At 66.7% G+C, this 25060-nt stretch carries 26 protein-coding genes and 1 riboswitch; of the genes, 13 read left to right on the top strand and 13 right to left on the bottom strand.

Translation table 11 applies throughout. The features are described from left to right. Positions 1–32 precede the first annotated feature (32 nt). From AB0J29_RS04555 to AB0J29_RS04545, 3 genes are all read right to left on the bottom strand, one after another. A complete protein-coding gene (locus AB0J29_RS04555) occupies positions 33–215 on the bottom strand; it encodes a hypothetical protein (RefSeq protein WP_364779165.1) in 183 nt (60 codons plus the stop codon). Between the two features lie 317 nt (positions 216–532). Next, positions 533–703: riboswitch (M-box (ykoK) riboswitch) on the bottom strand. Positions 704–985: 282 nt separating this feature from the next. Beyond that, a complete protein-coding gene (locus AB0J29_RS04550) occupies positions 986–1366 on the bottom strand; it encodes a hypothetical protein (protein WP_364779161.1) in 381 nt (126 codons plus the stop codon). Between the two features lie 235 nt (positions 1367–1601). After that, positions 1602–2492 (bottom strand): alpha/beta hydrolase, encoded by an 891-nt coding sequence (locus tag AB0J29_RS04545; RefSeq protein ID WP_364779158.1) that lies wholly within the window; start codon positions 2490–2492, stop codon positions 1602–1604. A gap of 137 nt (positions 2493–2629) precedes the next feature. On the opposite strand from AB0J29_RS04545, the gene AB0J29_RS04540 reads away from it, so the two are divergent. Continuing rightward, on the top strand, positions 2630–4489 hold the full coding sequence (locus AB0J29_RS04540; protein WP_364779155.1) for a Na+/H+ antiporter: 1860 nt from the start codon (positions 2630–2632) through the stop codon (positions 4487–4489). Here AB0J29_RS04540 and AB0J29_RS04535 read toward each other — a convergent pair whose 3' ends face one another. Further along, the gene (locus AB0J29_RS04535) at positions 4490–5032 is read right to left on the bottom strand and encodes a TetR/AcrR family transcriptional regulator (protein WP_364779152.1); all 543 of its coding nucleotides are present in this window, start codon (positions 5030–5032) and stop codon (positions 4490–4492) included. 217 nt (positions 5033–5249) lie between these two features. Between AB0J29_RS04535 and AB0J29_RS04530 the strand changes: the two genes are divergently transcribed. From AB0J29_RS04530 to AB0J29_RS04520, 3 genes are all read left to right on the top strand, one after another. Next, positions 5250–5885 (top strand): helix-turn-helix domain-containing protein, encoded by a 636-nt coding sequence (locus tag AB0J29_RS04530; protein ID WP_364779149.1) that lies wholly within the window; start codon positions 5250–5252, stop codon positions 5883–5885. Between the two features lie 5 nt (positions 5886–5890). Next, complete coding sequence (locus AB0J29_RS04525) at positions 5891–6553, top strand: enoyl-CoA hydratase-related protein (protein WP_364779969.1); 663 nt, start codon at positions 5891–5893, stop codon at positions 6551–6553. A 238-nt stretch (positions 6554–6791) separates the two neighbouring features. Further along, complete coding sequence (locus AB0J29_RS04520) at positions 6792–7946, top strand: class I SAM-dependent methyltransferase (protein WP_364779146.1); 1155 nt, start codon at positions 6792–6794, stop codon at positions 7944–7946. Between the two features lie 213 nt (positions 7947–8159). Here AB0J29_RS04520 and mshC read toward each other — a convergent pair whose 3' ends face one another. Further along, positions 8160–9398: a cysteine--1-D-myo-inosityl 2-amino-2-deoxy-alpha-D-glucopyranoside ligase gene (gene mshC, locus AB0J29_RS04515; RefSeq protein WP_364779142.1), complete on the bottom strand. Its 1239-nt coding sequence runs from the start codon at positions 9396–9398 to the stop codon at positions 8160–8162. Between the two features lie 262 nt (positions 9399–9660). Between mshC and AB0J29_RS04510 the strand changes: the two genes are divergently transcribed. Beyond that, entirely contained in the window at positions 9661–10509 is an 849-nt protein-coding gene (locus AB0J29_RS04510; protein ID WP_364779965.1) for an LLM class flavin-dependent oxidoreductase, read from the top strand. 223 nt (positions 10510–10732) lie between these two features. Here the strand turns inward: AB0J29_RS04510 and AB0J29_RS04505 are convergent, their stop codons facing one another. The 4 genes from AB0J29_RS04505 to AB0J29_RS04490 form a co-directional block, all read right to left on the bottom strand. After that, complete coding sequence (locus AB0J29_RS04505; protein ID WP_364779139.1) at positions 10733–11524, bottom strand: SCO1664 family protein; 792 nt, start codon at positions 11522–11524, stop codon at positions 10733–10735. A gap of 3 nt (positions 11525–11527) precedes the next feature. Then, complete coding sequence (locus tag AB0J29_RS04500; protein ID WP_062993133.1) at positions 11528–12112, bottom strand: DUF3090 domain-containing protein; 585 nt, start codon at positions 12110–12112, stop codon at positions 11528–11530. A 71-nt stretch (positions 12113–12183) separates the two neighbouring features. Then, entirely contained in the window at positions 12184–12936 is a 753-nt protein-coding gene (locus AB0J29_RS04495) for a histidine phosphatase family protein (protein WP_364779136.1), read from the bottom strand. A 16-nt stretch (positions 12937–12952) separates the two neighbouring features. After that, positions 12953–13882 (bottom strand): undecaprenyl-diphosphate phosphatase, encoded by a 930-nt coding sequence (locus AB0J29_RS04490; RefSeq protein WP_364779962.1) that lies wholly within the window; start codon positions 13880–13882, stop codon positions 12953–12955. A gap of 234 nt (positions 13883–14116) precedes the next feature. Between AB0J29_RS04490 and AB0J29_RS04485 the strand changes: the two genes are divergently transcribed. From AB0J29_RS04485 to AB0J29_RS04465, 5 genes are all read left to right on the top strand, one after another. Further along, entirely contained in the window at positions 14117–15094 is a 978-nt protein-coding gene (locus AB0J29_RS04485) for an aldo/keto reductase (RefSeq protein ID WP_364779130.1), read from the top strand. 28 nt (positions 15095–15122) lie between these two features. Beyond that, a complete protein-coding gene (locus AB0J29_RS04480) occupies positions 15123–16160 on the top strand; it encodes an ABC transporter substrate-binding protein (protein ID WP_364779128.1) in 1038 nt (345 codons plus the stop codon). A gap of 17 nt (positions 16161–16177) precedes the next feature. Further along, entirely contained in the window at positions 16178–16336 is a 159-nt protein-coding gene (locus AB0J29_RS04475) for a hypothetical protein (protein ID WP_364779126.1), read from the top strand. 38 nt (positions 16337–16374) lie between these two features. After that, positions 16375–17448: an iron ABC transporter permease gene (locus AB0J29_RS04470; RefSeq protein WP_364779959.1), complete on the top strand. Its 1074-nt coding sequence runs from the start codon at positions 16375–16377 to the stop codon at positions 17446–17448. 331 nt (positions 17449–17779) lie between these two features. Next, positions 17780–18607 (top strand): heme ABC transporter ATP-binding protein, encoded by an 828-nt coding sequence (locus tag AB0J29_RS04465; protein WP_364779955.1) that lies wholly within the window; start codon positions 17780–17782, stop codon positions 18605–18607. 147 nt (positions 18608–18754) lie between these two features. Here AB0J29_RS04465 and AB0J29_RS04460 read toward each other — a convergent pair whose 3' ends face one another. Genes AB0J29_RS04460 through AB0J29_RS04450 form a run of 3 tightly spaced genes read right to left on the bottom strand, consistent with a single transcriptional unit; the run spans position 18755 to position 21739 of the window. Beyond that, positions 18755–20848 (bottom strand): MMPL family transporter, encoded by a 2094-nt coding sequence (locus AB0J29_RS04460; protein ID WP_364779124.1) that lies wholly within the window; start codon positions 20846–20848, stop codon positions 18755–18757. Next, positions 20849–21376: a hypothetical protein gene (locus tag AB0J29_RS04455; protein WP_364779122.1), complete on the bottom strand. Its 528-nt coding sequence runs from the start codon at positions 21374–21376 to the stop codon at positions 20849–20851. A 6-nt stretch (positions 21377–21382) separates the two neighbouring features. Continuing rightward, complete coding sequence (locus AB0J29_RS04450) at positions 21383–21739, bottom strand: hypothetical protein (protein WP_364779120.1); 357 nt, start codon at positions 21737–21739, stop codon at positions 21383–21385. 154 nt (positions 21740–21893) lie between these two features. Here AB0J29_RS04450 and AB0J29_RS04445 point away from each other — a divergent pair, with 154 nt between their 5' ends. From AB0J29_RS04445 to AB0J29_RS04435, 3 genes are read left to right on the top strand one after another with little or no spacing between them, the layout of a single operon-like run. Further along, complete coding sequence (locus AB0J29_RS04445) at positions 21894–22952, top strand: hypothetical protein (protein WP_364779118.1); 1059 nt, start codon at positions 21894–21896, stop codon at positions 22950–22952. Then, positions 22952–23197 carry a DUF5703 family protein gene (locus AB0J29_RS04440; RefSeq protein ID WP_364495564.1) on the top strand — a complete coding sequence of 82 codons (246 nt, stop codon included), beginning with the start codon at positions 22952–22954 and terminating at the stop codon, positions 23195–23197. Before AB0J29_RS04445 ends, AB0J29_RS04440 begins: the two co-directional genes overlap by 1 nt. A gap of 4 nt (positions 23198–23201) precedes the next feature. After that, a complete protein-coding gene (locus AB0J29_RS04435; protein WP_364779115.1) occupies positions 23202–24278 on the top strand; it encodes a quinone-dependent dihydroorotate dehydrogenase in 1077 nt (358 codons plus the stop codon). Positions 24279–24516: 238 nt separating this feature from the next. Here AB0J29_RS04435 and AB0J29_RS04430 read toward each other — a convergent pair whose 3' ends face one another. After that, a complete protein-coding gene (locus AB0J29_RS04430) occupies positions 24517–24939 on the bottom strand; it encodes a hypothetical protein (RefSeq protein WP_364779112.1) in 423 nt (140 codons plus the stop codon). Between the last annotated feature and the right edge of the window lie 121 nt (positions 24940–25060).

The raw sequence follows: 25060 nt of genomic DNA, 5'->3' as shown, positions 1-25060 counted from the left end.
GATGTGATGCCGGATACTGCGGTCCACAGCCGCTACCAGCGGTGCGAGTGGCCGCCCAGGGACGCGGTGTAGACCGCGGACCGTCCACGGGAAGCCCGCATGTTCGCGCGCTCCTGTTCGGTCAGGAACATCCGGGCGCGGATCCGGCGGACGGAATCAACCAGCGCCGCGGACAGTGACACGACATCGGTGTGCGCAGAGCCGATGGTGGCCATGACGTGCTCCTCGTGATGAAAAGCCGACCGCTGCAACGAATCCCGGGCACGCCGAACACACGGAGGGATACCCATCGACCCCCTCATCCGACGATCATGAAATCGCCGGTTCAGCCGATGCGCGATCTCCGCGGTGTCATGCAGTTACCGTGTCGCAGCAAGCCGGGAACGAACCAGATTTTCGAACCGGACTCGGATACGGACTATTGCCGGAACTCATGTCGTCCCTCACCTCCTTGCTGCCAGGACGCACGCGCACGTCGTTGCTCATCGCGTCAGATCATTGGGGTGAGGAGCCTGCACCGAAAATAGGCAGGTACGCACCCCTCTCGTCAGAGCTTCGGCACTGCACGACGTGTCCCACCATCGGGAAGCCACTTCGGATCACCCCTTAATCCGGGGAGACCTGTCCTAACCCTGGGCGTCTCTCGACGTCGTCGGATCAGTGGCCTGTGTTCGTACAGGAGCCTCGCCTAGCGAGGTGCTGACCGAAGCAATGTTGAACCCGCGAGCACGCAAAGTCAAATCCAGACCAGTTGGTTGTTAATTGCCGTCTGACCTGCACGAATGGGATCACGGCACGTATTCGGCGGGCGAAATCGGGCGTGACCTGGTTTTATGTGCGCACATACGCATGGATGTCCGGGTATTGCGGTCTGCCCATGCCGCCAGGAGATCGATCGTTGTGTGCCGCCCATTCCGCGGGGCGGCTGCCCGTTGGGTGGACCGGTCCGATGGGTCAGCGCCTCGGTGTGCGTGTCTTCACGCGATCATGGTGTTTGAACAGTGACGCGGTAGCTGAGGCGGAGTTCTCTGGCGGGGTGGGCGGCGGCGGTGAGATGGAGCCAGCGGTGCAGACCGGCGCGCGGGTCGGGGACGTAGGCCGCCTGGGTGTGCGTGATGCCGAAGGGGATGTTCGCGGATGCGGCGTTGGCGGTCATCAGATACATCTCCGACCACAGATATGGTTCGCAAGCGTCCTCGGGCAGGGGGTGAGTGTTCGGGAGGAAGAAGCCGAACTGTTCGGCGGGGGCCGTGGCGGTATGGATGAGCGTGTCGGGAACGAATAGTCGTACGGTTCCGGTGTGCACCACGCAGTGGGGTGTCAGGTGCAGCGGTGGGGCAGATTGCAGCTCGAGCCGGAAAACCATGCGCCGACTCTACGGTGCCGCCACGCGCGCGAAAAGCACTGGAGCGTCAAGAAGTTCGGTTGCTCACAGGCCGCACGTCATATCGGTCCGGATGGGTACGTGAATTGTCCGATCTGGGCGAATCTGCCGGGATGGCGCCAACGGGCGAACAGTTACTCCGCGCGAGCGGTTTCGATCACCGTGGCGCTGCCATGCAGCCATAGCATGGGACACCCCATAGCGTTGGGGGCTGTGTCTATTGCACGCGGCTGGTGTGGAAATCCAGTACCGCGGCCAAGGTGTCCCCGGGCGCTTCGAGCTGGGGATAATGGCCGACCTTCGGCAACTCGACCACATCCGGATCCGGAATCAGCTCGCGATAGCGGCGCACCATGTGCGCACCCGATACCGGGTCGAGTAGCCCGTCGATCAACCGGACCGGAACCGTCGTGTCGACCAGCGCGCCCACCCAGCGCCGCCGGTTCGCCCTGCGCTCACCCATATAGCGAATCAGCTTGTGCCCGTTGCTCTTCCCGTGCTTACTGCACCACAGGATCCAGAACTGATCGAGCTCTTGGGTGCTGGGGCGGGTATCGGGACCGAAGACCCCGGCGAGGCTGCGGCGGAAGACTCGCTCGGTGCCCAACACCCCGACCAGTGGTCCCAGTGGACTCGCCAGCAACTTCTGCGCCGGGCGCGCACGGTGGGTCTCCGGAAACAGTCCGCCGTTGAGCAGGCACACCGATTCGATCATCAGCGAACCGTCGCCGTCGGCGCGGCGCTGAGCGTCGCGGGCCAGCAACTCCTGGGTGACGGTATCGCCGTAATCGTGGGCCAGGATATGCGTGCGAGAGATCCCCTGCTCACGCAGCAGGTTCTCGTGGATATCGGCCTGATCGGCAATCCGGTAATCGTAATTGCGGGGTTTGGCCGACCAACCGAAGCCGATCATATCCGGGGCGATGACCCGCGCGAACCGCTCGCGCAGCCCCGGCCATATCGCGTGCCAGTCCCACGACGCGGTGGGGAAACCGTGGATGCAGAGCAGATTTCCGGCACCGTCACCGGTACTGTCCTGCCAGAAGATCTGATGGCCGCGGTGGGTGTGCCGCCGACCGTTCGCCCGCCAGGACGCAAACTCTTCCATGTCTACCTCCTCCGTGCCGACAACTATTGCGCGCGCACGCCACCGCCACAGGCGTTCCGAGGAACCGACCGCACTGTCCGTGTCACGTACCGCATGGTCTTTTTCGAGCCGAGTGTTTACTCTGCGAGAATGCCACAGTGCATGTCGCGATCGGCCTGGTTGTTCTAGTCGCGTCGGCGGCGTCGCTCGCGGCGCTCGCGCGACGGTTCGGGATATCCGAACCACTGGTTTTGACGCTGGCGGGGGTGGTCGCGTCATATTTGCCGCATGTTCCGGAGGTCCACCCGGATCCTGAGGTCATTCTGCTGGGTTTCCTGCCGCCGCTGCTCTACACCTCGGCGATCCGCACCTCCCTGGTCGACTTCCGGGCCAATGTGCGCACCATCGCGCTGCTGTCGGTGGGCTTGGTGCTGTTCAGCACGTTCGCAGTCGCGGCGGTCGTGTGGTGGCTGCTGCCGGTGCCCCTCGCGGTGGCGGTGGCGCTGGGCGCGGTGGTCGCGCCGACGGATGCGGTGGCCGCCACCGGGATCGCGCGCCGCATCGGCATGCCGCGCCGGATCGTCACGATCCTCGAAGACGAGTCGATGTTCAACGACGCCACCGCACTGGTGACGGTGCGTACCGCCATCGCGGCGGCCGCGGGCACGGTGTCGATATGGAAGGCCGGTGGCGATTTCCTGCTCGCGGCGGGCGGCGGTGCGGCGGTGGGCATCGTGGTCGCCTATCTGCTGGCGATGCTGCGCCGACGCATCACCGATCCGGTGCTGGACACCACGCTGTCGTTCCTGGCGCCGTTCGTGGCCTATCTGCCCGCCGAGGGAATCGAAGCCTCCGGCGTGATCGCGGTGGTGACCTGCGGCATGGTGCTGGGCCATGGTGCGCCGGTGTGGCAGAGCGCCGCCTCCCGGATCGCCGAACGCACCAATTGGCGCACCATCCAGTTCATTCTCGAAAGCGTCGTCTTCCTGATGATCGGGCTGCAGATGCGCGCGATCATCGAGGGCGCGTGGGACAGCGGCCTCGACCATGGCACTCTGATCGTGGCGGCGGTGGCGGTCATGTTGGCGGCGATGCTGTCGCGGCCGTTGTGGGTGTTCCCGGTGGCCGCACTTTCACGCATGCTCGGATTGTCGAATGCCGATGTGCCGGTGAGTCATCCGGTGGTGGTGTCGTGGGCGGGCATGCGCGGGGTGGTCACCCTGGCGGCGGTGCTGCTGCTGCCCGCCGATACCCCGCAGCTGCCGGTGCTCAAACTGCTCGCGCTCGTCGTGGTCGCGGGAACATTGCTGCTGCAAGGGACTTCGCTGCCGTGGCTGGTGCGGCGGCTGGATGTGCGCGGCCCGAGTCGTGCGGAAAACGCACTGCAGAAGGCAAATCTGCTGCACCAGGCGACCGCGGCCGGACTGGCCGAACTGGATAAGCACATCACCCCCGATACGCCGCAAAGTGTCATCGAGTCACTGCACGATCGGGTCACCTGGAAGACCAACGCGGCCTGGGAACGCCTGGGCCGCTCGGAATCGGAACTGGTGACACCGACCGCCGAATATCGTCGGCTGCGGCTGGAAATGTTGCGCGCGGAACGGGAAACGGTACTGCGCGTGCGGGATTCGGGAGGCGCGGACTACGAAATCCTGCAGTACGTGCTGTCCCGGCTCGATCTCGAGGAATCGATGATCGACCGCTACGACGAAGCCGAAGAGGAGCGCGTCGAACCGCTCGCCGCGCCGGCGGCGGCCGACATCTGCACGCATCTACAGAACGCACCGCTGCTGCGCGAGCCCACGGAACCCGACGAGTGCAAGGAATGCATCGCCGAGGGCTACACCTGGGTACATCTGCGCATGTGCCTGACCTGCGGGCATATTGCCTGCTGCGACTCCTCGGTGGGCAATCACGCGACCAAACACTATGGCAGCACCGGACATCCGGTGATGCGCAGCGTGGAACCGGGCGAGACGTGGCGGTGGTGCTACGTCGATGAGCTACTCGGCTGATCAGCGGGCGTGGGAGTAGATCAACCGCGCGTACTGGGCCAGCAGCTGGTCCAGGGAAATGTTCTCCCCACCGTCGGCGATCTGCTGGTAGCCGATCAGCATCGACATGCCGAGCGCGGTGACCACCGCGGCGGTCTCCTCATCGCCGACAACGCCTTTGATGGCCTTGTGCACGGTGCGGCGACGCGATTCGTCGACCCGCTCGAGCGCCAGATTCACCGATTCGTCATTGGCGGCCCAGGCGCGGATCGCTGCCTCGGCGGCGTGGTGCAGGCCGGAGGCGAGGTCGGACATGGCGCGGATGTCGTTATCGGGATTGCCCCGGTTGAAGTTCAGCGTGCGCAGGATGATGACCTGGCGGTTCTCCCAATGCTCGAGCAGCGCATCCGTGAAGCCCTGCCAGCTGCCGAAATGATGGTAGAACGAACCGCTGGTGACGCCGAGCCGACGGCACAGCACGCCGATATTGAGGCCCTTGAAGCCGAGTTCGGCCAGCATCTCCAGAGCGGTGTCGAAGTACTGCTCCTTGGTGACCACTGACATTCGTAGGCGCCGTTTCTGTTCGTGTGGGCAAGGCGGAGGACCAGACAGTACCTCATCGTATTGCCGCCGCGCTGAAGCGTAACGAGGTCCATGCATCGGTGTCGCCGCACCGCAAAAGTGTCCGTGACTGGAAGAAACATGCAGTGGCGCAGCGGGAAAGAGTTTGCCGAGGCGGTGCCGAACTATAACAGAGCAACTGCTCTGTTATAGTCGTGGCATGCCCCGCCCAAGGACCCATGACCCCGACATCGTGCTCGACGCCGCGGAGTCGCTGGCGGTGCGCTCGGGTCCCGCGGCAGTCACCATCCGGGCTGTCGCGGCAGCGACCGGTGTGTCCAACGGCGCGATCTACCACACCTTCGGCTCGCGGGCGGAACTGCTCGGGCGCAGCTGGTTGCGGGCGGCGGGGCGGTTTCTGCGGATGCAGACCGAGTTGGTCGAGGCGCATCTGGCCGTGAACGACGGCGCCCCGTGCTCCTCGGAGGTCATCGAGGCGGTGGTGGCCGCGGCCGAGACGCCGGTGGAGTTCGCACAGCGATACCCGGACTCCTCGAAGCTGCTGCTGACCGTCTCGCGGGGCGAACTGCTCGGCGACGAACTGCCAGAACAGGTAGCCGCCGAACTCGCCGGAACCGATGACGCGCTGGTGGGACTGATCATCCGCCTATCCCGCGCCCTGTGGGGCCGCGGTGATGCTGCCGCGGTCGATGTGATCACCACCTGCATCGTCGATCTGCCGACCGGCATCCTGCTGCGCCGCGACCGGATCGCGAAACCCATTGCCCGCGAACATCTTCGCGCTGCCGTGCGTGCGGTGCTCGCGGTCGGCCCACCTGATCGACACCCGAAGTAAGGATCATCATGAGCACCCTGCGATACCACGAAAAGATCGCCGTCCTGGACCTCGGCGATAACGAAAACCGCTTCACCCCAGACTTCCTCGACGCGGTCAACGCCCACCTCGACACCGCGCTCGCCGAAGGCGCACACGCGCTGGTGACCACCGCGAGCGGCAAGTTCTACTCCAACGGCCTCGACCTGGACTGGCTGCTCGCCAACGGTGAGCGCACCCAGTGGTACATCGGTCGGGTACAGGCCCTGTTCGCGCGCGTGCTCACCCTGCCCATCCCCACCGCCGCCGCACTGCCCGGTCACGCCTTCGGCGCCGGCGCCATGCTCGCACTCGCCCACGACTATCGGGTAATGCGCGCCGACCGCGGCTTCTTCTGTCTGCCCGAGGTCGATATCCGGATCCCGTTCACCCCGGGCATGGCCGCACTGATCCAGTCCAAGCTGACGCCCAAGGCCGCCGTGGCCGCGATGACCACCGGTCGCCGCTTCAGCGGCATCGATGCCTCGGCCCTCGATATCGTCGATGCCACCGCGGGTGAAGCCGCGGTCGCCACCGCCGCCTTGGCGATGCTCGCCCCGCTCGGCGGCAAGGACCCCGGGACACTGGGCGCGATCAAGAACACCATGTTCGGCCCGGTCGCCGCCAAGCTGACCGAATCCGGCTCGTAAACGGTGGGGGTTCGGACCCGCGTGGGTGGTGGCAGCGGCCCGTATGCGAACCTTGGGGTGTCGACTCAGGGAAAGGGCTGCTCATGACGCTCGGTATGGTCCTCGGCGACTTCGGTGCTCGCGCTTCGACGCGGGACCGCTAGTCCGTCCTTGCAGCCCCGGCTGATTCGGGCCGTTCGCTCGCTCCTCGTCGAAGTGCTCTCCGTGCCAACGCACGTCCGATCACGAGGAGCATCCCATGTCGACCATTCACTGGACCGAAGCAGATACCGACCACAGCGCGCAGTGGCATTCCGAAAGCGCGGTAGCGGTGCCCGAGCACGTCACCGTCGCCGATGACCGCATGCGCGCCGATATCGCCTACCGCCTGGCCTGCCAGGGGACAGCGCTGCTGTGGCGCGGCGATTTCCACAACGCGCGTCAACTGTTGCGGGCATTGGGCCGCCGCATCGACCGCAAACCGGTACCGAAGGGCGCAGGACCGGCCGAATCCTTTCACCTCTACCGACGGGCGCGCGGACAGCGGGCCCGGGTGTTGGGCCGACTGATCGTGCAATTGGAACCGGACCGTTCGCTGGCATTGCGGCGCGCGCCCGATGTGCGACGAGCATGCACCGAGGCGTACGGGTCCACGCGCGAGCCGATGGTGATCGCGTTGACCGAATTGCTCGGCGCGATCGGGGCACACCAGTGGCGTGAAACCGGTGTCGTGGTACCGGCTCTCGGCGCGCGGATCCACCCGCACTACGGGGTGTTCTCCCCCGTGCGCGGCGAATACGTCGATCTGGTCGCCCAGGCGCCGTTACCGGTCGAGCACCACACGGCATTCGACCTCGGAACCGGAACCGGCGTGCTCGCGGCAGTGCTGGCCCGCCGCGGCCTCGACCACATCGTCGTCACCGATATCAATCCGCGCGCACTCGTGTGTGCCCGCGACAATATCGACCGGCTCGGTCTTACGAACCGCATCGCTATCCAGGGCCACGGCCTGTACCCCGACGGCCGCGCAGACCTGATCGTCTGCAATCCGCCCTGGCTGCCGGCCCGTCCGAACTCCGCCATCGACCAAGGTGTCTACGACCCGGACAACGCCATGCTCAGCGCCTTCCTGAACGGCCTCCCGGCGCACCTCGAACCCGGCGGTGAGGCCTGGCTGGTCCTGTCCGATCTGGCCGAACGTTTCGGCTTGCGCACCCGCACAGAACTTCTCACCGCCATCGACTCGGCAGGCCTGCACATCGTCGACCGGATCGATACCAGGCCCCGCCACTCCAGACCCCGCGACACCACAGACCCGCTGCACGCAGCCCGAGCCGCGGAAGTGACCTCGCTGTGGCGCTTGACCACCCGAACGCCGTCCCAGCAACGAGAACTCCTCGAGGTTGCAAGCTGATCTCGGCGGCGGGTCCGGCCGAAGCATCCGACCGACGCCTCTGCTGGTTCAGTGTCCGTCGTACCAGCTGGACGCCACCACGCGCCTCGTCACAACGGCCATGTCCGACCAGGCGCCATGGCGAGTACGCCCGACGCGACGAGAATCCGAAATAGCACCGGCCCACGATCTCATCTGCGCGGAACACCGCTGCCGCGCAGAGCAGCCGCGGGATTACAGCGCTATGCCCAGCAGGCCGTCTACGGCAGTCGCGATCAAGGTCGGGGCCGCGGGGTCCTGGCCGCCGTAGTTCAGGGTCTGGTTGGCCCAGTTATCCACGGCAGCAAGGGCTTTCGGGGTGTCGAGGTCGTCGGCGAGGTGTTGGCGGAGGCGGGCGACAGTGTCTTCGGCGGCTGGGCCGCAGGTGCAGGCGGCGGCTCGGCGCCACAGGTCCAGGCGGGCAGTGGCGTCGGCGAGGACGGCGTCGGTCCACATGCGGTCTTGACGGTAGTGACCGGCGAGCAGACCGAGGCGGATGGCGGCGGGGTCGACGCCCGCAGCACGCAGCTTGGATACGAGCACCAAATTGCCGCGCGATTTGGACATCTTCTCGCCGTCCAGGCCGATGAGACCGGCGTGCACATAGTGGCGGGCGAAGCGGCGGCCCGCGATCAAAGCCTCCGCGTGTGCGGCGGAGTACTCGTGATGTGGATAGATCAGGTCGCTGCCGCCGCCCTGGATATCGAATTCGGGGCCGACGCGGTTGAGCGCGATCGCCGCACACTCGATATGCCAGCCGGGTCGGCCCGCACCGAATGGCGCCGGCCAGAACGGCTCATCGGGCCGCGCGGCGCGCCACAGCAGCGCGTCGATGGTGTCGCGCTTACCTGGACGGTCCGGATCGCCGCCGCGCTCGGCGAACAGGCGCTCCATGGTTGCGCGGTCGTAGCCGGATTCGTAGCCGAACTGTTCGGTGGCATCGGCGCGGAAGTAGATGTCCGGATACTCGGCATCGTCGACCGTGTACGCCGCGCCGGAGGCCAGCAGCTTCTCCACGAATTCGACGACCTCGTCGACGGACTCCACGGCACCGATGTAGTCGCGCGGCGGCACGATGCGCAGAGCGGACATGTCCTCGCGAAACAGATTGATCTCGCGGGTGCCCAGCTCGCGCCAGTCCATACCGTCGCGGTCGGCGCGCTCGAACAGTGGGTCGTCGACATCGGTGACGTTCTGCACGTAGTGCACCTCATGGCCCGCATCGCGCCACAGCCGGTTGACCAGGTCGAAGGTCAGGTAAGTGGCGGCATGCCCGAGATGGGTGGCGTCATAGGGGGTGATCCCACAGACGTACATGGTGGCCGTAGGGCCCGGGGTCACCGGGCGAACCTGCCGGTCGGCGGTGTCGTACAACCGCAACGGTGGCCCTGCTCCGGGAATGGTCGGTAGGGCGGTATCGGACCAGGACTGCATGATTCGAGGGTAGAGGTGCGGTGGCGGCCATTGCGCCGCACCCTGCTCCCAACGGTAGGTTGTCCGGCAACCACCGATGATCTGACCTGCCCCGATGTCGTCGAAGCCGGATGTCAATGATTGCCGTCCGGCAGATCGAATCACCGCGAGTGGCGCAGGTCACTATCGCCGAGTTCGTCGTGAGCGCCGAGCGCGCGAATTCGGCAGGGGGCGAGTGGGATCACGCTAGATTGGTCGGGTGACTGTTCTCGGTGCCGTGTCGATGCCCCATGTTTCCCCCGAACGCTTACTCGCGGTGGCGGCCGCGGCCGAGGACAGCGGTCTGGAAGAACTGTGGTTGTGGGAGGACTGTTTCTGGGCCGGTGGGATCGCAACGGCCGCAACGGTGTTGGCGCGAACCGAGCGGGTGCGCGTCGGGATCGGGGTGATGCCGGTGCCGCTGCGGAATGTCGCGCTCACCGCCATGGAGGTGGCGACCCTGCTGCGGCTGCATCCGGGGCGGGTGATTCCGGGTTTCGGGCACGGTGTGCAGGACTGGATGGGACAGGTCGGCGCGCGGGTCGAATCGCCGATGACGCTGCTGCGGGAACAGCTGGGTGCGCTGCGCGGCCTGTTGAACGGTGAGAAGGTCAGAACCGCAGGCCGATACGTGCGCCTCGACGATGTCGCCCTGGACTGGCCACCCACCACACCCCCACCGATCACCGCCGCCGCGACCGGCCCGCAGACGCTGCGACTCTCCGGTGAACTCGCCGACGCCACCATCCTCACCTCACGAACCACCCCTGACGGCGTCCGCACCGCCCGTGCGCGCATCGAGGAAGGCCGAGCGAAAGCCGCACGCACCGAACCACATCGGCTCATCGTCTACTTGCTCACGGCTACCGGCCCGGATGCCGCCGAACGCCTCACAGCTGCCCAGCAACGCAACTCCGGCGAGCACTCGCCCGCAGCAGGCGTCGCGGGCGACGCACACACCATCGCCGCCACCGTTCGGCGCTACGCCGAGGCGGGCGCCGACACCGTAGTCCTCGAACCGACCGACGACGATCCGGATCTGATCGAATTCGTTCGCTTCGTCGGAACCGAGGTCCGCCCGCTGGTGAGCTGAGCTCGGTTCGAGCCGCAGGATGCTTCCGGTCGCCGGAGCGTGTGTGGAACCGAGGAAATGCGTATCGAGTTCGAGGGATCCGAGCTCAGCAGGGGGAGCCTGCCCGCCCGCGGCGAGACCTGGGGATCGGTGAAGACGCGGCAAGTGTGGCCACCGGACAACCAAGCATCTCGTGCAGTTCGGCGTACGGTGCAACGTGGCACCGTACGCTGGTCGACTCAACTCAGAACGCGGGCCAGGGAATCGGCCGTGAGGTCCTCGGCATCGGCATCACCGGATTGTCCAGCAGCTCCTGCGCACGGTCGGCGAGCGCATCGATCTCGGCATCGGTGATATGTGGTGCGAGACCATCGGCGACCGCGCCCGGCAGCGCTTTGGTGAAGGCGGCGATATCGGCCATCAGCCCGTCGCAGATGGGTTTACCCGCCCACCCCCACAGCACCGTGCGCAATTTGTGCTCACTGTGCAGGCAGATACCGTGGTCGACGCCGTAGACCTGCCCATCGACACCTTCCAACGCGTGCCCGCCCTTGCGGTCGGCATTGTTGAGCAGCACATCGAGCACCGCCATCCGCTGTAGCCGTGGATCGTCGGCGTGGATCAGCGACACCTCGTTGCCCGCCGGATCCTGGGCGCGCAGCACCTCGCAGAACCCGTCCGGCACCGCGCCCAACGGCACCAGATCGACGAGATCGAGCCGGTTGCCCTGATCGGTGTGGTTGTCCACCGACTCCACCCAGCGCTGCACCATGCCCGGCCCGTACGGGCCATCGCGCAGGATCGTCTCCGGAATCACACCCCAGCCGAGCGCATCCGACACCTGATACGAGGCCACCTCGCGCCCGGCCAGGGTGCCGTCCGGGAAATCCCACAGCGGTCGCTCCCCGCGCACCGGCTTGTAGACCATGCGAACGCCGTCGGAGCCCTCCGAATCGCAGACGAGGGTGACATTGCTCGCGGTCGTCACCCGCCCGATCACCGTCAGTTCCGCGGTGTGCCACCGAGGCTCGGCCACGAACTACTCCTCTAGCTCGGCCGCGCCGAAAATATCCCCGCGCTTGTATCCATTGGTTCGCACACACATATGCCCGCGCGCCGAGAGCGGCTCCCCACACAGCGGGCAGGGCGGCCGACCCGCCGCGATCACCCGGGTGGAGCGCAACGCGAACTCGCGCGCCTGGATCGGGGTCAGGAACACCCGCACCGCATCGGGACCCTCCTCGGTGTCATCGAGCACCACCGATTCGTCGACCTCGGTTTCGGTGATCGCCAGCAGCTCTACCACCACCGCACCCGCATCGGCGTCCCAACCCAGGCCCATGGTGCCGACCCGGAACTCCGCGTCGATCGGGGTCACCAACGGGTCGCTGTCGGAGATGTCCTCGGCCTGTGGCGGCACCTCGGCGCCGAAGCGACGTGCGACCTCGTCCAGCAGCAGCCCCATCCGATCGGCGAGCACCTTTACCTGCTGCTTCTCCAGCAACACGCTGACCACCCGTGGTTCCTGCACGGCCTGCAGATAGAACGCGCGATCGCCCGGCTCACCGACGGTCCCGGCGACAAAACGATCGGGGGTGCGAAATACGTGGATTGCGCGAGACATCTGCACCTCCTGATACGTGACCCTGATCGACTACCCGTGGCGCTGGACTCCGCAACACGCCACCTACTCGTTTACAAGGAATCTCGAAGCTCCGCATTCCCATTATCCGCACTCGGGGTACCCCCCAGCTCGCCACCGGGAACCGGACCGGCCTCGGGGGCGGTGGAAGTCGCGGAAGCGGAGGCGGGCCGTTGCGGTTTTGCCGAACCGGACAGATCCGCCCCCGTGTCGTTGAGCCGAACCACGAACGGCGAGGTCGGGGTATAGCGCACAATGCTGATCGAGGCGGGTTCCACCACGATGCGCTGGAAACCGTCGAGATGCAGGCCGAGCGCGTCGGCGAGCACGGATTTGATCACGTCACCGTGCGTGCACGCCACCCACAACACATCGTGACCGGCCTTTTCGGCGAACCGTCGATCGTGCTCGCGCACCGCGGCCACCGCACGGATCTGCACCTGCGCCAAACCTTCGCCGCTGGGGAAGACCGCGCCGGAGGCGTGCCGCTGCACCACCTTCCACAGCGGTTCGCTGAGCAGATCCGCGATCGCCTTACCGGTCCAGTCGCCATAGTCGACCTCGATCAAGCGATCGTCGGATTCCGGTTCCAGACCGAGTTTTTCCGCGAGCGGGGCGATCGTGCGCTGACAGCGCAGCAGCGGCGAATGCACGATGTGCTCGATCGGCAGCGCGGCGAGCCGTTCGGCGACGGTGCGGGCCTGGGTATTGCCGTGCTCGGTGAGATCGACGCCCGCACTGCGCCCGGCGAGGGTGCGGGCGGTGTTCGAGGTCGAAACACCGTGCCGCAGCAGGATCACCGTCATGGCACCAGCCTAACGATCATGTCGCCGACACCACTCCGCCGGCGAGCAGGCCCATAACCGTCAGCCCGAGCACGATGCGATAGCCGACGAACCAGCCCAGGGAATGATTGCCGACGAACTTCAACAGCCACGCCACCGAGGCGTACCCGACGACGAACGCCAGAATCGTCGCGACCAGCAGCTGCGCACCGCTGGCATTGAGACCCTCACCCGCCGGTTCGAACGCGTCGGGCAGGCTGAACAGACCCGATGCGGTCACCGCGGGAATGGCCAGCAGAAACGAGAACCGCACGGCCGCTTCGCGCTCCAGCCCGAGGAACAGACCCGCCGTCGCAGTCGCGCCGGAACGCGACACACCCGGGATCAAGGCCAGACATTGCGCGAAGCCCATGATCAGACCGTCGCGGGTGGTCAACTGCTCGATCGGGCGGATCTTGCGTCCGTAGTACTCACCTGCCGCGATGACCAGCGCAAACGCGACCAGCATGAACGAGACCAGCCACAGATTGCGGGCACCGGTGCGGATCTGATCCTTGAACAGGAACCCCAGCACACCGATCGGGATCGTCGCGATGATCACATACCAGCCGATGCGGTAGTCGAGTTCACGTTGCGCCTGCTCGTCCAGCACGCGCTTGCGATCGGCGGTGATGACCGGGAGGCGCATGGTGGGCTGATCGTGCAGCGGCAGCTCCGGCTCGCCACGTGTGGTCAGCCGATCGCGCAGCCCGGCGAACCACGCGACGATGATCCGCCAGATGTCCTTGGCGAAGAACACCAGCACCGCCGCCTCGGTGCCCAACTGGGTGACCGCGGTGAACGAGGCGCCCGCGTCATCGCCGAAGAACACCGACGACACGATGCGCAGATGCGCCGAGGAAGAGATCGGCAGAAACTCCGTGAGACCCTGCACCAGACCAAGAATCAAGGCCTGCACCCAGGTCATCGACTCGCCGACCACGAACCCTCCACTTCCGCCCGAAATATGTGTTCCTACTAGGCAATTGGTCCGGCGATCGATCGCATCACTGTGACCACCGCCGCAATCACGCAGCGACAGTACAGTGTCGAGATGGCGGCAGCATGCCCGGCTCGACCGTGCGACCCACGCTGCTGGTGGACGTCGAGTTGCGTATCCACACTCTAGGCTTGGCGCCGTGACGATTGTGCGGACACGGTGATGGAACAGCGGACGGTGGGCCGCAGCGGCCTACGGGTGTCCCGGATAGGACTTGCCACCCACACCTGGGGTGCGCATACCGATACCGACGATGCAGCGGTGCAGCTGGTGGCATTCGCCGAGGCGGGCGGAACGCTGGTCGATACCTCCCCCGCCTACGCCGGCGGTGCGGCACAACGGATTCTGGCCGAACTGCTCGGCGATCTGGTCTCCCGCGACGATCTGGTACTCAGCGGCTGCGCGGGTGTCGCGCCGCGCAGCATGCCCGCACCGGTCGGACCGACCGTGCCCGAGCTGGAGCCGGTGCGTCCGTCGGTGGACACCTCGCGGCGCGCGCTGCTGCGTCAGCTCGATCGGACGCTGCTCGAACTGGGCACCGACTATCTGGATATCTGGCATGTCGCCGCCTGGGATCCGGCGACCCCGCTCGATGAGGTAGCCGCCACCCTCGAATTCGCGGTGCGCTCCGGACGCGTCCGCTATGCGGGTGCGCGCGGGTTCAATGCCTGGCAGGTCGCCAGCCTCGCCGCGGTCGCGCCCATCACTGTCGCGCAGACCCCGTACTCACTGCTGACCCGCGACACCGAAACCGATTTCATTCCGGCCGCGCAGCATCACGGCGTGGGGCTGATCGCCACCGCGCCGCTGGCGGGGGGCATTCTCACCGGCAAATACCGCGACGGGGTGCCCGCCGATTCGCGCGGCGCGGATGAGGCGACCGCGGCCGAGATCCGACACCGGCTCGACGACCACGCGACCCGGGTGGTCGAGGCGCTGGTCACCGCTGCGGACGGATTGGCCACCTCACCGTTGGCCGTTGCCCTGGCCTGGATCCGGGACCGTCCGGGCATCGCGAGCATGATCGTGGGTGCGCGCGATATCGGGCAGCTCACCGGAGTGCTGGCCGCCGAGACGCTGGAACTTCCGCGTGCCATCGCGGCCGCGCTCGACGATGTCAGCGCACGCACCGCGGGGTGAGTCGATGAGGGAGGCTAGCCTTACCTGCATGAGGTTTCTCGACCGTGTCCGATCCGGCGGGGTGTGTTCCCTCCTGGCCGTGCTGGCACTGACCCTGTTGGTCGGTTCGGCCTGCGGCACCGGCAGCGATTCCACGAGTAATAGCGGCCGCGGGCCGATCACCGCGAAACTGGAGAACCTCGATCCGGTGCCGATCGGGCCCGAACCCACGCCCACGCTGCCCGCGACCGTCCGATCCTTCGACGGGACCGAGGTGACGGTCACCGATGCCGGCCGCATCATCGCAGCGGACCGCTTCGGCACACTCGCGCAGACGGTCTGGGCATTGGGCATGGGTGCCAAACTGGTCGGTCGCAGCACCGCGGCCGGGTTTCCCGCGGTGGCGAATCTGCCCATCGTGACCGGTGGCAGCGGTTCCCTGAACGTGGAATCCGTACTGGCACTGCGTCCTTCGGTCTTTCTCACCGACAGCACCAGCGCCGCCCCTCAGGTCCGCGAGCAGCTACGCGCGGCTGGGGTGACGGTCGTCTACTTCGATCCGCAGCGCACCATGGACGGGGTGGTGCCGCAGATCGAAGCGGTCGCCGCCGCACTCGGCGTGCCCGAGCGCGGCCAGGCCCTGGCACAGCGCACCCGCGACGAAATCGCCGCTGCCAGCGCCGCGGTGCCCAAGCAGGACAAACCCCTCACCATCGCCTTCCTCTACCTGCGCAGCACCGCCATCACCATGCTCGCCGGACCCGGCTCCGGCGCGGACGCGCTCATCGCCGCACTCGGCGCACGTGATGCGGGCACCGCGGCCGGGTTGACCGAGCCGTTCGTCGCGACGACCAGTGAGGCCATGATCGCGGCCGCGCCGGACGTACTGCTGGTGATGTCGGACGGGCTGAAATCGGTTGGCGGTGTCGACGGGCTGGAAAAGGTGCCCGGCATCGCGCAGACACCCGCCGGGCGCAACAAGCGCGTTGTCGATATGGCCGACTCGGTGGTGTTGAGTTTCGGCCCGAACACCGGGCGGGTGATCGCCGCCCTCAGCGAGGCCGTCTACGGCACCGAGCCCGCATGAGCAGTACGTCATGGTGCGTGGCAGATCGCAGCGATCGGGTCATAACCGCCGGCAATGAGGACGACGCCAACGGACTCGGCGATGCCGTGCGGTCGCTATCCGGTCGAGCCGAGGTCGCGGAGGCCCGGGGGCACCGCGATTGTGTGCAGGCAGTGATCGGGCAGGTGCTGACGTGAGCGAAGGGGCTACCGGTACGACCGCGACGGACTCTGCGATGCCGCACAGTCCGCATCCGATTGCGCCCAGGTCGCGCGGGTGGTCGCGGACCGCGATCGTGTTCGGGGTCGCGGTGGCCGCGCTGGTGGTGTTGGCGTTGGCGTCGGCGGCGATCGGGCAGGTGCCGACCACGCCCGCCGAGGTGGCGGGCAGCGTGTTGCATCGGATCGGGTTGGACTGGGGGCCGATGCCCGCGCATCCGGCGGGTGAGGTGACGCTGTGGGAGGTGCGGTTCCCGCGCGTTGTGCTCGCGATCCTGGTCGGGGCGGCATTGGCGACAGCCGGTGCATTGTTGCAGGGGGTGTTCGCGAATCCGCTCGCCGAGCCGGGCGTGATCGGAGTGTCGGCGGGGGCGGCGGTCGGTGCGGGCACGGTGATCGTGGTGGGTGGCGCGTTCGTCGCGGCGTGGTCGGTGGCGGCGGCCGCATTCGCGGCCGGGCTGTTGACCACACTGCTGGTGTATCTGCTGTCGCGCTCGAACGGGCGCACCGAGGTGGTCACGCTGGTACTGACCGGTGTCGCGATCAACGCCTTCGCGGGTGGGCTGATCGCTTTCCTGCTGTTCATCGCGACCCCAGCAGCCCGCGATCAGATCGTGTTCTGGCAGCTGGGCAGTCTCAACGGAGCCACCTGGGATGCGGTGCGCGTTGTCGCTCCGCTCGCAGCTCTCGGCATTCTCGCCGCTGTGCTCATCGCGCCGCGCCTGGACCTGCTCGCCCTCGGTGAATCCGCCGCGCGGCACCTGGGTGTCGATGTCGAGCGCTTGCGGCGCAACGTCATCGTGGTGGTCGCCGTCCTCGCCACCGCGGGCGTCGCCTTCACCGGCATCGTGCTGTTCGTCGGCCTGATCGTGCCGCATGTCGTCCGCATGCTGGTCGGACCCGCCCACCGCATTCTGGTCCCGTTGAGCGCCATCGTCGGTGCGGTCGTGCTCCTCGCCGCCGACGTCGCCGCCCGCTCCCTGGTTCACAATGCCGACCTTCCCCTCGGCATGCTCACCTCCCTCATCGGCGGCCCCTTCTTCTTCTGGCTTCTGCGCCGCACCCGCGCCCGCGCCGGAGGTTGGGCATGAGCCGTGAAAACACCTGGTACACCACCGATCCGCACGTGCTCCGAAGGTGGCGTCGCGCTGCTTGTCGTACCCCCCGGAGCATTCGCGCGGCTTCTCGGAATTCACAGCGCTTGTCGGCGCCCACAATAAATGCGAACCAACAGAAGGAGTTCGGCTGTTGCGGTGACGTGACGGCCAACCGGTGTCGCCGAGCCGCGGGGGCCGTCAGCGGGTTGGTGGCTGCGCCGTTGATCACAGAGTTCAACGCCACCCACCGCTGGGCGGGGACGACAGAGCCCGCGGGTAGGGCGGAGGTGTGAGTGGGGTGCTGGAGGGTTTGAGTTCGGTGTTCATGCGGACGCACGAGTTGCCGGTGCCGCCGAAGCGGGGTGCGGTGACGCTTCGGGCCAGTGGTGTGAGCGTCGACCGGCGTGGTGCTGCGGGGGCACGTACCCGCCGGGTGCTCGAAGCGGTCGACTTCGATGTTGTCGCGGGCGAGATCGTGGCATTGGTGGGGCCGAACGGGGCGGGTAAGTCGACGTTGCTTGCGGCGCTCGCGGGTGAGCTGGAGCTGAGCGAGGGCACGATCGAACTCGATGGGCGGGCACTGGGCCACTGGTCGCATGTTGATATGGCGCGACGCCGGGCGGTATTGCCGCAGAGCCATACCGTCGGATTTCCGTTCACCGCTCGCGAGGTGGTCGCGATGGGTCGTGCCCCGTGGGTGCGCACCGAGCGGCGGAACTCTGATGACGAACAGATCGCCGCAGCCATGTCCGCCGCCGATGTGGAACACCTTGCCGCCCGGGCATTTCCGACGCTGTCCGGTGGTGAACGCGCGCGCGTTGCCCTGGCCCGTGTCCTCGCCCAGGACACCGGAACCCTGCTATTGGACGAACCCACCGCCGCCCTCGACCTCGGCCACCAGGAAGCGGTGCTGCGCCTGGCCACCGCCCGGGCCGCCGCGGGTACCGCCGTTGTCGTCGTCCTGCACGACCTCGGCATAGCCGCCGCCTACGCCGACCGCGTCGCCGTCCTGGAATCCGGCCGCATCGCGGCCGCCGGCCCACCCCGCAAAGTCCTCACCACCGAACTCCTCAGCCGCGTCTACCAACACCCCGTCGAAGTCCTCGACCACCCGGTAACCGGCGCCCAACTGGTCCTGCCCGTTCGCCGCTGAGCTTTGCGCACCGAAGGTTTCGCGTCGAGGGTAGAGCCCCGGATAGCCGCGCCGGCGAGCATCCCGAGCTCCAGCAGACACATCAGGGCCGAATTCGTGCCCCTGAGCACGATCATTCTCGATCCTCTCGCCCACACAGCGGTCCACTCAACGCCAGACCAGCTTCAACGCCGCGGGCGTCAACAGCATGCGGACCACGGACGCGTCCAGGACCAGCGCCGCGATCATGCCGTAGGCGATGTATTTCATCAACACCAGATCGGAGAAGCCGAACGCGCCGGTCACCACGATGAGAATCGCGGCGGCAGAAGTGATTACGCCGCCGGTGTGGGCGATACCGTATCGGATGGCCTCCGGTGGCGACGCGCCGTCCGCGCGTGCCTCGGCCATCCGCGACAGCAGGAACACCTCGTAGTCGGTGGACAGCCCGAACACGACCGTCACGATGAGCGCCAGCACCGCGAACATCAGCGGTCCGGGCGTGAAGTCGAAGATTCCGGCCCCGTGCCCCTCAACGAACACCCAGGTGAGCACGCCCAGGGTCGAGGCCAGACTCAATGCGCTCATCACAACGGCCTTGAGCGCTAACACCATCGATCGAAATGCCAGATACAGCATCACCAACGCCGCGCCCGCCAGCAGACCGACCAGCAACGGCAGTCGCACGAGCAATCCATTGATGCTGTCGCGCTCGAGCGCGGGCACCCCGGTCACCATGATGTCCACCCCGTCGGGCTCCGGAATCGCCCGCACCGCATCGATCACCGCATCCGCATTGCGTTTGTCGGCGAGACCGGCGGTGAGCACATTGATCCCGTCCTTGGTCGACGCACCGGGTTCGAAACGACCCGTCAGACCGGGAATCCGGCTCGCCTCGTAGCGAATATCGCTGAGCTGTTGCGGATTCGCGCCCACCACCACCAGTTTGAGCGGCTCGGTGCGAAAATTCGGGAACAACGTGTCGAACCGTTCCTGCGCGACCCGCGCCGGATTGTCCTCGGACAGATACCGCTCGCTGATCCCGCCGAACTCGATATTGCGAATCGGGATGATCAACGCGAGCAGCCCGAGCACGATCGGCACCACCACCGCCCACGGCCGACGCATCGCCCGCGTCGCCAACCGCGCGAAGAATCCGGCGGCGATTTGTGCTTCGGTCTTGGTGCGCGAGAAGCGCTGCCAACCCCACAGGTCGATCCGCCGCCCGACGATGCTCAGCACCGCGGGCAGCGCCGTCACCGACAGCAGTGCCGCGAGCAGCACTGAACTGATGCCGCCATAGGGCACCGACCGCAGCACCCCGTTCGGGAAGATGAACAATGCCGCCAGGCTGATCGCGATGATTGCGGCCGAGAACAGCACGGTGCGCCCGGCCGTGGCGACCGTGCGCGCCGCCGCATCCTCGACGCTGTGCCCGGCGGCCAACTCCTCCCGGAACCGGGTCACGGTGAACAGCCCGTAGTCGATCGCCAGCCCCAAACTCACCAAAGTGACGACCGCACTGGCGAAAACGTTGACCTCGATGTGATCGGTGAGCATCCGGATGGTGCCCTGGGTGCCGAGCACCGTCATCCCGCCGATCAGCACCGGCAGCAACGCCCCGACCAGGCCGCCGAAAACGAAATACAGCAGGATCGCCACGATCGGCAGCGCGATGATCTCGGCCCGGCGAATATCGTCCTGCATGCCCTGATTGATGCCCTCGACAATCGGCTGTAGCCCGGCCAACTGCACCGTGGTGCCACCGGGTCCACCGCCCGCGTGCCCCGCACCCAGCTCACCCTTGATCGCCGTGTAGTTCTCGACCGTCGTCGTGCCCTCTCCGCGCAATCCGACGCTGGCGAAGGCGTGGGTGTGCGAGGGATCGGTGGCCCGCGCAGCGAAGGGGCTGTCCCAATAGCTATCGATCTTCTGGATCCGGTCGGGGTGATCGAGCAATAGTTGCTTCAGTGAACTGGTCACTGCCGCACGCACGGTCGGGTCGTCGACGGTCATGCCCTCGGGCGTGGTGTAGAGCAGGATGATGTCGCTGTCGGTATCGCGGCCGAAGGTGGCATCGGCGATCTTGGCGGCGGCCACCGATTCACTGTTCTCGTCGAACCAGCCCTCTTGGGTCAGCCGGCCCGCCGAGTCCCGGCCGTACCAGCCTGAGAGCAACACCGCGACAATGGCGATTCCCAACACCAGATAGCGGTGACGGTGGATGAGACGTCCCCACCGCAGCGAACCGGATTCGATCATCTAGCCGCAGGCCGGGGTGCGGTAGTCGGCCGAGCGCAGGATGCCGCACAGATCGGTGCGTGAGATCTTCCACTTGCCGTCGAGCAGCACGAAGTGCACGACGGTGGTTCGGACCGCGGTGCCAGTGCCGTCCTTGTCCAGGCGCATGGTCGCGGTCAGTGTGCCGTCGCGGTTGTCGAAGACCGGATCGGTGACCCCGTAGATGGCGTGCGGATTGTCCCGCAGCGCCTTGTACATATCGGGGATGGCGCCGCGGAATGCCGCACCGTCCTCGATGAGGTCGGTGCGTTCGGAGTCGGGCAGTGCCGGATCCAGGGCGCGTTTGATCTGCGCGTCCAATTCGGCGGCCGTCGGCAGCGGCCGGTGCGCGGCGCTCGAGGAGGCCGCGATCGAGGACGACAGCGAAGTATTGGCCGAGGAACGGGCGGCATCGACCGAGGCCTCGTCCGGTCCGGTGCTGCATGCCGCCGCCACCGCGACCAGGGCGGCCGCGGTGAGCGCGGAACAGACGAATCGTGTGGTTGCCATCCCCATCTACATACCATCAATAACCGAACTGATCCGGCCCAGCAGGGCCCGCACGGTTGTCATGTCACGATCCGGGGCAGTCTCAACCGGTTGCGCATCCGGAATCATGTCGCGCACCAGCGCCACGACGCTGCGTTCGTCGTCGAGGTCGATATCGGTAACCCGGGCCTGCGCGACGGCGACCACATCCTCCGGTCCGGGCACAGCACTGTCGAGGTCGGCGCGGTAGATCTCCAGCTGCACGGTGGAGCGCACGGTGCGGAAGGCGTAGGGCCTGCCGTCGGCCGTGGTGCCGAATCCGTGAGCAAACGGACCAACGGTTATGTCATCGATGGCAAATCCCGATGGATGGTCGGCTTTCAACCGGATCTCCTGAACTGGACACTGTTTCAAACCAACCGTAACCCCGATCACCGGCATTCTCGGTCAGCGACCACCCCCGGTAGGCCGGACAGGTGCACCATCATGGTCAGATGGTGCGGTAGCGGATGATTCGTCCCAGTAAGGAGTTCGGTGGATGGGCCCACATGGTTCGCTGTCCGCAGCGCTCGCAGGTGTGGCGGTGTTAGCGCTGCTTGCCGGATGCTCTTCCGACTCCGATAGCGACAAGCTGCAAACGCGACCCGCGGCGACCGCGGCGGTCGCGCCCGAGCGGAGTGCGCAACCTGCCGGGGATGTATGGGGGCTCGACAACCCGGTCGGCGCACTGTTCGTCGAGGCGGGCACCGGACAACTGGTTGCGCTGGAGGCGAGCCACGACACGAGCAGAATGTTGTTCGTTATCGACCCCGCGACGTTCACCCGCGTCGATCCCACCGGCGTGCCGGATCCGGAGATGCGTACCGTCCTGCTGCCCGCCCACGGTTTCGGCTTGGCTCAGGGCAAGCCGGGTGAACTGCTGATCCCCGCCGACGGCCGAATCATGCGTGTCGACATCACCTCAGGCGTCACCACCGAGGTGCCCGTCGACGGGGATGCCCGATCGGTGCGCTACCGTGACGACGGCACGATGTTCGTCGGCACCGCGGACGGCAAGGTGCGCGAGCTGTCCCCCGAGGGCAAGGTTACCGACACGATTTCCGGGCTCGTCTCCGCCGACGCCCTTGCCCTCACCGGCGACCACGTCTCGGTGCTGGACCGCCGCCAGACCTCGCTCACCCAGCTCAACCTCGGCAAAGACCGTCTCGGCCTGTCACTTCGCGCAGGCGACGGCGCAACCAACCTGATCACCGATCCGTTCGGCCGCATCACCGTCACCGACACCGCGGGTAATGAACTGTTGGTCTACACCGCCGGACCGCTCGTCCTGCGACAGCGATTCCCGGTAGGATCGTCGCCTTATGCGCTTGCCTACGATCAGCGGTCCGACACCGTGTGGGTGACGTGTACGCAGAGCAATGAAGTCGTCGGATTCGACCTTTCGTCGGGTATACCGAAAGAGGTGGGTCGTTATCCGACGGTTCGCCAGCCGAACTCGGCGACCATCGACGAGCGCACCGGTGACCTGTTCGTCGGTTCCGCAACCGGAGACGGTCTGCAACGGATCCGCGCGGACCAGCGGAAGAAAGGGCAGTGATGGCGCCACAATCACGCACAACGCTACCGGCGAGCTGGGAAACCACCAGTGACGACTACGAATACGTGCCACTGCGGCTCCCACCGGAGGTGACCCGAGTGACGGCGTCGATGCGGCTGGCCATCCAAGCCGAATTCGGCGGCTGGGAACTGTCGCGGGTGCGGGCCTACACCGACGGCAGCAGGCGGGTGCTGTTGCGGCGTCGAAAATCCGCACTACTACCCCAGCCCGAACCGGGAATGTGAGGCCATGTATTCACTGTTGCTGCGCCTGATGTTCCTGCTGCCGACGGAACGCATACATCATCTGGCGTTCACGGCCATGCGGCTGGCCGCTCGGCTCGCGCCGTCGCGTTGGGCGATGACCAAGGTGCTCACCACCGACGATCCGATCCTGCGCAACCAGGTCTTCGGCGTCGACTTCCCCGCCCCGCTCGGACTGGCCGCCGGATTCGACAAGAATGCCGACGGTGTGAACGCCTGGGCGCCAATGGGATTCGGATTCGCCGAAATCGGCACCGTCACCGCACAGGCGCAGCCGGGCAATCCCGCGCCGCGGCTTTTCCGGCTGCCCGCCGACCACGGCCTGATCAACCGGATGGGCTTCAACAATCACGGCGCCGCCGCCGCGGCCGAACATCTGCGCACCCGCCGTGCTGGAATCCCGATCGGTGCGAACATCGGCAAGACGAAAATCGTCGAACCCGCCGACGCAGCAGCCGACTACGCGGTGAGCGCATCCCTGCTCGGGTCGTTGGCCGACTTCGTCGTCGTCAATGTCAGCTCCCCCAACACCCCCGGCCTGCGGGATCTGCAGGCCGTCGAATCCCTGCGCCCAGTCCTACAGGCCGTCCTCGACAGTGTCGAGGTCCCGGTGCTGGTGAAAATCGCCCCCGACCTGTCCGACGACGATGTCGACGCCGTTGCCGACCTCGCGGTCGAACTCGGCCTGGCCGGGATCGTCGCCACCAACACCACCATCCGCCGTGACGGCCTGCGTAGCGCCGCCGCCGAGGTCGAGGCCATGGGCGCTGGTGGGCTGTCCGGGCCCCCGGTCGCCGAACGGTCTCTGGAAGTGCTGCGCCGCCTCTACTGCCGCGTCGGCGACCGTCTGGTGCTGATCTCGGTCGGTGGCATCGAAACCGCCGACCAGGCCTGGGAGCGCATCCTCGCCGGTGCCAGCCTGCTACAGGGTTACACCGGTTTCATCTACGGCGGACCGTTCTGGATGCGCCACATCCACCACGGCATCGCCCAGCGCCTGCGCGACGGCGGCTACCACTCGATCGCCGAAGCGATCGGCGCGGAACACGTGGCGCACACCTGATCCCGACCGGTCGTTTCGTGCGGCCGATGCAGTGTTGCGGGACATGCTATTTCGCATGTGTGCGGCCTGAGCTGGTGTGCGGCAAGTCGAGAGCATCACAGGGGGTGGCGCATAGTCACCGACGCCGAACCGTGGCAATCGCGCGGCATGCTCACCGTCACCGGTGACGCGGTTATCGATCACATGGACCGCACGGACGCCTCCCCTCCCGGCGGCCGATGCGTCGCGGTGCCGCGCGTTATCGGAACACCCACGGTGTCCGGCCGGCATGCAGCGACATCCGGTGATCGGAGACCGAGCGTCCCGCGGTCGTACCGTCCTGCACCGGATCGTCCTGCACCGGATCGTCCGGAATCCCATGGGGACGCTGGTGCAGTCGGGCCAGGATCCGCTTCGACAGCAGGATCACCGCCTGCTCCCAGATGATGCCGACCCGCCCGGCCAGAATGGCCGCGTCTGCGTGGGCATGCCGATCGTGCACGATGTTCGGATCGCTGAGGATCTCGTCGAGTTCCATGCCAGCGAGCGCCTGTTCACGGGTCAGCAGCTGATCCGGCAGCCAGCTCAGTCGCCAGACCGCGGCCCCCGACCCGGTCTCGCGGTATGCCGACTCAGGGGTGATATCGCTGATCATGGTCCAGTCGGTGGTGTCGACGGTCATGGGTGCCTCCGGTGGAGCAATTCGAGCCCGATGAGCTCGAGGGGTATTCCGATCTGACCGGCGCAATAGCAGGCCCGTGCTCGAGCCGTCGAGTCGTGCCGGAAATCCTGGGTGTTGCAGA

Source organism: Nocardia sp. NPDC049707 (assembly GCF_040674855.1).
Lineage (GTDB): Bacteria > Actinomycetota > Actinomycetes > Mycobacteriales > Mycobacteriaceae > Nocardia.
Note: the sequence above shows the minus strand (reverse complement) of the source record. Positions and strands in the feature narration are given on the sequence as shown.

Excerpts from the sequence above, each read along its gene's own strand:
- AB0J29_RS04555 (WP_364779165.1), bottom strand. The coding sequence starts at position 215 with ATGGCCACCATCGGCTCTGCGCACACCGATGTCGTGTCACTGTCCGCG.
- AB0J29_RS04550 (WP_364779161.1), bottom strand. The coding sequence starts at position 1,366 with ATGGTTTTCCGGCTCGAGCTGCAATCTGCCCCACCGCTGCACCTGACA.
- AB0J29_RS04545 (WP_364779158.1), bottom strand. The coding sequence starts at position 2,492 with ATGGAAGAGTTTGCGTCCTGGCGGGCGAACGGTCGGCGGCACACCCAC.
- AB0J29_RS04535 (WP_364779152.1), bottom strand. The coding sequence starts at position 5,032 with ATGTCAGTGGTCACCAAGGAGCAGTACTTCGACACCGCTCTGGAGATG.
- AB0J29_RS04530 (WP_364779149.1), top strand. The coding sequence starts at position 5,250 with ATGCCCCGCCCAAGGACCCATGACCCCGACATCGTGCTCGACGCCGCG.
- AB0J29_RS04520 (WP_364779146.1), top strand. The coding sequence starts at position 6,792 with ATGTCGACCATTCACTGGACCGAAGCAGATACCGACCACAGCGCGCAG.
- mshC (WP_364779142.1), bottom strand. The coding sequence starts at position 9,398 with ATGCAGTCCTGGTCCGATACCGCCCTACCGACCATTCCCGGAGCAGGG.
- AB0J29_RS04510 (WP_364779965.1), top strand. The coding sequence starts at position 9,661 with ATGCCCCATGTTTCCCCCGAACGCTTACTCGCGGTGGCGGCCGCGGCC.
- AB0J29_RS04500 (WP_062993133.1), bottom strand. The coding sequence starts at position 12,112 with ATGTCTCGCGCAATCCACGTATTTCGCACCCCCGATCGTTTTGTCGCC.
- AB0J29_RS04495 (WP_364779136.1), bottom strand. The coding sequence starts at position 12,936 with ATGACGGTGATCCTGCTGCGGCACGGTGTTTCGACCTCGAACACCGCC.
- AB0J29_RS04490 (WP_364779962.1), bottom strand. The coding sequence starts at position 13,882 with ATGACCTGGGTGCAGGCCTTGATTCTTGGTCTGGTGCAGGGTCTCACG.
- AB0J29_RS04485 (WP_364779130.1), top strand. The coding sequence starts at position 14,117 with ATGGAACAGCGGACGGTGGGCCGCAGCGGCCTACGGGTGTCCCGGATA.
- AB0J29_RS04480 (WP_364779128.1), top strand. The coding sequence starts at position 15,123 with ATGAGGTTTCTCGACCGTGTCCGATCCGGCGGGGTGTGTTCCCTCCTG.
- AB0J29_RS04470 (WP_364779959.1), top strand. The coding sequence starts at position 16,375 with ATGCCGCACAGTCCGCATCCGATTGCGCCCAGGTCGCGCGGGTGGTCG.
- AB0J29_RS04465 (WP_364779955.1), top strand. The coding sequence starts at position 17,780 with ATGCGGACGCACGAGTTGCCGGTGCCGCCGAAGCGGGGTGCGGTGACG.
- AB0J29_RS04460 (WP_364779124.1), bottom strand. The coding sequence starts at position 20,848 with ATGATCGAATCCGGTTCGCTGCGGTGGGGACGTCTCATCCACCGTCAC.
- AB0J29_RS04455 (WP_364779122.1), bottom strand. The coding sequence starts at position 21,376 with ATGGCAACCACACGATTCGTCTGTTCCGCGCTCACCGCGGCCGCCCTG.
- AB0J29_RS04445 (WP_364779118.1), top strand. The coding sequence starts at position 21,894 with ATGGGCCCACATGGTTCGCTGTCCGCAGCGCTCGCAGGTGTGGCGGTG.
- AB0J29_RS04440 (WP_364495564.1), top strand. The coding sequence starts at position 22,952 with ATGGCGCCACAATCACGCACAACGCTACCGGCGAGCTGGGAAACCACC.
- AB0J29_RS04435 (WP_364779115.1), top strand. The coding sequence starts at position 23,202 with ATGTATTCACTGTTGCTGCGCCTGATGTTCCTGCTGCCGACGGAACGC.
- AB0J29_RS04430 (WP_364779112.1), bottom strand. The coding sequence starts at position 24,939 with ATGACCGTCGACACCACCGACTGGACCATGATCAGCGATATCACCCCT.